General features: G+C 45.5%; 3 protein-coding genes. 2 read left to right on the forward strand and 1 reads right to left on the reverse strand.

Annotation, left to right across the window (positions count from 1 at the left end; genetic code table 11):
* Positions 1 to 230 precede the first annotated feature (230 nt).
* Positions 231 to 1,916 carry an NAD(P)/FAD-dependent oxidoreductase gene (locus NT178_15250; GenBank protein MCX5813884.1) on the forward strand — a complete coding sequence of 562 codons (1,686 nt, stop codon included), beginning with the start codon at positions 231 to 233 and terminating at the stop codon, positions 1,914 to 1,916.
* Between the two features lie 453 nt (positions 1,917 to 2,369).
* On the forward strand, positions 2,370 to 3,503 hold the full coding sequence (locus tag NT178_15255) for an ATP-binding protein (protein ID MCX5813885.1): 1,134 nt from the start codon (positions 2,370 to 2,372) through the stop codon (positions 3,501 to 3,503).
* Positions 3,504 to 3,722: 219 nt separating this feature from the next.
* Here NT178_15255 and NT178_15260 read toward each other — a convergent pair.
* Positions 3,723 to 4,240, reverse strand: a 518-nt coding sequence (locus tag NT178_15260) for a hypothetical protein (GenBank protein ID MCX5813886.1), incomplete at its 5' end; no start/stop codon positions are given.

A 4,240-nucleotide genomic window follows, 5' to 3' on the forward strand; every position in this document is an offset into this window, starting at 1 on the left:
CATGATACGCCAATAAAGAATCTCTATGTCGGTGGAGCCTCCACACACTCCGGCGGTATGATTACCTACGGTCCCGGCTTTAATGCAGCAGAAAAGATTGCAGAGAATCTGGGGATTAAAAAATGGTGGCCTGAACCACGGGGCGTTAAAGAAGCAAGAGATTTAGGACTATTTTAGTCCTGTAAAGTAATTTAACAAAAAATTTGTATATTTAAAATAAGGAGGACAAAATGGCAGATAAAAGATACGATGCGGTTATAGTAGGCGGTGGACATCACGCCACAATTATAGCCTGCTATTTGGCAAGGGCCGGTTTAAAGACGGCCATGTTTGAAAGATGGCACGAAATGGGCGGCGGCGCCTGCGGTGAGGAACTGCCGGTACCAGGTTTCATTCAGAATGTATGCGCCCATTTTACCAGATTTTATACAAACCCGGCTTATCAGGATTTCGATCTGAGAGATCACGGGCTCGTCTATCTCTTCCCTGAAAACAATGAGGCATGGATCTACCCTGACGGCAACTACATCCTGGGTAAGACGATATTCCCGGTTGTTGATCAGTTTACGGGCAGGTGTGAATTTTCTCCGGCGGCGGCCCAGTACACCATTAATGAGATAGCCAAGATCAATCAGGATGACGCCAACACTGTTGAAGAAATCATCAGGAGATACAAGGCCAAGTGGAGAGATGCATGGCACCATTATCGCTTCAGCGGTCCTGCCGAATGGCCGGATGGACCGGATCCATTAGAGGCCCTTGCGTATGACACGAAGGACGGCATTGACCCCGATATCGCCTTCGGAACGGTAGGCTATATCGCTACCCATCTGTTCAAAAGCCCCGAGATGCAGACCTTCTATATGAGAGCCATCCAGACGTCCACCGGTTTCTTTCCTCAGGATAGACCCGGTCCCTACTGGCATATACATGCCTTGGGCCTGATCCTGTCCATGGACTCCGCAGCCATTGTTACCGGAGGTACCCACAGTATTACCCATGCTCTGCTTAGGGCTTTTGAAAAATATGGTGGAGAGTTCTTTGTTCTTAATGAAGTAAAGAAGGTCCTTGTAGACAATAATAAAGCCTACGGGATCGAGCTTACCAGCGGCGAAAAAATCCTGGCCGATATCGTAGTCAGCGACCTCAACACCGAATTGACCATTGACGCTGCCGGCAAAGAGAACTGGCCGCCGGAGATCTGGACCAAAGGCCAGAAACTCAAAGATAAACCGGCATCCCTGTATGACGACAAAGGCTATGAAAGAACCCAGCTCTTCTGGGGGAATGTGGCCCTTATGGATGCACCGGTGTATCCTCAGAATCCTGAACTGGGCCTGGTTCCCAGGCTCTACTTCGGTCCCGCAGACCCTGAGTATTTTTTAAGTGGTAGATACCAGAAGGAACGCTGGGCAAAGGGAATCGCAGATCAGCTTTACCTCCTTGTCGCGCCTGATGTTCAGTGGGACAAGACCCGTGCCCCGGAGGGACGGTTTGCCGCGTTGGTGGAGGAATTTACTTGCCCGTGGAGAAATTTCAGCGAGCGCGAGTGGCTGCGGATGAAGAAGGAAATAGAAATGAAGTTTGTCAAGGAATGGGGCAAGTACGCTCCTAATGTTAATGAGGAGAACTTCATAGCTGCCTGGATTGCAACTCCCGATGACGTAGTGAACAGGAATCCCAATATGCCTCAGGGCGGTTGGGGTGGTCTTGACGCCCACTATGAATGCTCGGGAAGGAACAGACCGATGCCGGAGCTCGCAAAACAGCGTATGCCTATAAAGAACTACTATATGGCCGGCATGGCATGCCACCCGGCCCATGGTATCGGTCGCGGCCAGAGTTACAACTGCTACAAACTGATCGCGGAGGACTTTGGTCTTAAATACAAACCATGGGAAGAACGCGGCTGGTAGATACAGGTCAGTATAGGTTAATTAGTGAAATATATCCTTCTGGGGGCAGTATCTGACGTTGTGATGTACAACACAGGCCTGCTCCCATTGGGGATAGCCATTATTAACACATCTGCCAAATGATTGTAGGCATGATGGGCTACCTTCCTTAATGAGTGTTTCTCGTACTTTCACTCTGCCAGAAAACCCGTCATGTCCTACATATTATCTCATGTTGTGCATCTTGAAGTGGAATTCACCATATATTACATTGCATGCAGTCGCAACTAACCTGTTTTTCAATATTGAACATATCTGCAAAACTTCACACCTGAAGAGCAACGGAACATGAAGTGTGGTTAACAGCTTTTATTTGTATTATATGGTAAAAGAGACAGATCATATTCTTTTTCTTGACATATTATAATGTAGTTACTATACTATAATAACTATACTATAATATGAGGATATATCATGAAAAATCCATTTATCTTCAAGGAATTACCCATAGATGCTCCGTTCTGTGACAGGGAAAAAGAGCTGAAAGATCTTATATCGCATGCCGCCAACAACGCAAATGTTGTGCTCTTCTCTCCGCGCAGGTATGGAAAAACATCGCTCATAAAACGGGTCCAGTCCCAGCTTGTTCAAAAAGGATTCGTTGCTGTATATATTGATTTCTTCGGGATTGATTCAACAGAGGACGTGGCTGCAAGGCTTGCGTCCCAACTCTATGCTTTTTGCCACAAAAACGAACCAATGCTCCAGAAAGCTATACGGTTTATGTCTTCCTGGCGTCCTGTTATCAAACCGGATCCGTATGACGGGATATCGATATCCGCAGAACCCGTCGGTCACAAAAAAGGCATGGATATCCTCGATGAAACATTTTCCCAGTTCGGAAAATTTGCCACAGAAAGTGATACACAATTTCATATTGTCTTTGATGAGTTTCAGGAGATTACGGAATTGCCTGATTCCCTGAAGATTGAAGGCATGGTGCGTTCTCACATACAGACCCACCAGAACGTGTCCTATTTTTTTGTGGGAAGCAGGAGAAGGATACTGATCGATATCTTCAATGAAAAGAAAAGACCCTTTTACAAAAGTGATATTAGCTGCAAACTTGCCCCGTTGCCCAAGGGGGAAGCTATAGTATTTATTGTTGAGCGGTTTTCTTCAGGCGGGAAAAAATGCCCGGAGGATATAGCAGAGATGATTTATAATTCTGTTAACGGATACCCCTACTATATTCAACGGATACCATACTCCATATATGAGGTTTCTGAAAAAGACACGATAACCCGAGACGATTATATCAAGGGCGCCTTACAAACGATGGAGGACGAAAAAACCATATATGAGGCATTGATCGGGGCGCTGTCAATACAGCACATCAAGCTCCTTTCCGCGCTTGCCCAGGAATCGACGGCCAGCCTTTTTTCAGCACATTATATGGCAAGGCACAGACTGGGTTCGGTGGGAGGTGTCCAGGGGGCTTTAAAAAAACTAATAAACCTCGATTATATCGAGAAAAGGGATGATGGAATTTTCTGTGTTGTTGATCCGGTATTTGCCCTGTGGTTGAACCATTTAAAGAAAAATTAAAATTGCCTGTTATTATAAACACCTACTTATCTATGCCCTGCCCGGTTTCGCAAGCGCAAGAGTAAGTATTACCACCTGAAAGCTGTGCTCTAAGAACCGCAATGTAACGTATGAAACAACGTTCTTTCCCAGACCCCGAGTATTTTTTAAGCGGTAGATACCAGAAGGAACGCTGGGCAAAGGGAATCGCGGATCAGCTTTCACCATTCACTACCTTCCTCACACTTGTGGCGGCCTTTTTTTGCTGTAAGGAAATTTGGGTGCCTGTTGCTGGACATAATCACAAAAAACCTGCAGTTCATAGAGGAATTTTTCAACGTCTTCTCTGACATATATTGCAAGGCCTTTATCAAAGGTTGCCTTCATGGACACAAGACCTTTAACCTGTTTCTTCACAGATACGGGCTTTATATTATTCGGGTCGGGTTTGGCTTTTTTATATGCTGTGAGCATCCGCTCCAGTGTAGCATTTGTGACAGGCATTTTAATAATAGCATCGAATATGTTTTTTAGGTCAGGGCAATCGAGGTTTGCTGCAAAGAGATACCCCTGGGAGACAGGGAGATTTCCTGACCTGATTTCAGTCTGAATTTCAAGAGAAAGTTTTAAAAGTGAAATTATGCGGAACACTGTAGATATTGACTTCCCGGCGATTTCTGAAATTGCTTGCACAGTGCAAGCAATTTCTTCTGATAGGTCTTCGCGCCTTCGATCATACATTACCAACTCACTCATTA

It is taken from the genome of Pseudomonadota bacterium (genome assembly GCA_026388255.1).
Taxonomy (GTDB): Bacteria; Desulfobacterota; Syntrophorhabdia; order Syntrophorhabdales; family Syntrophorhabdaceae; genus JAPLKB01.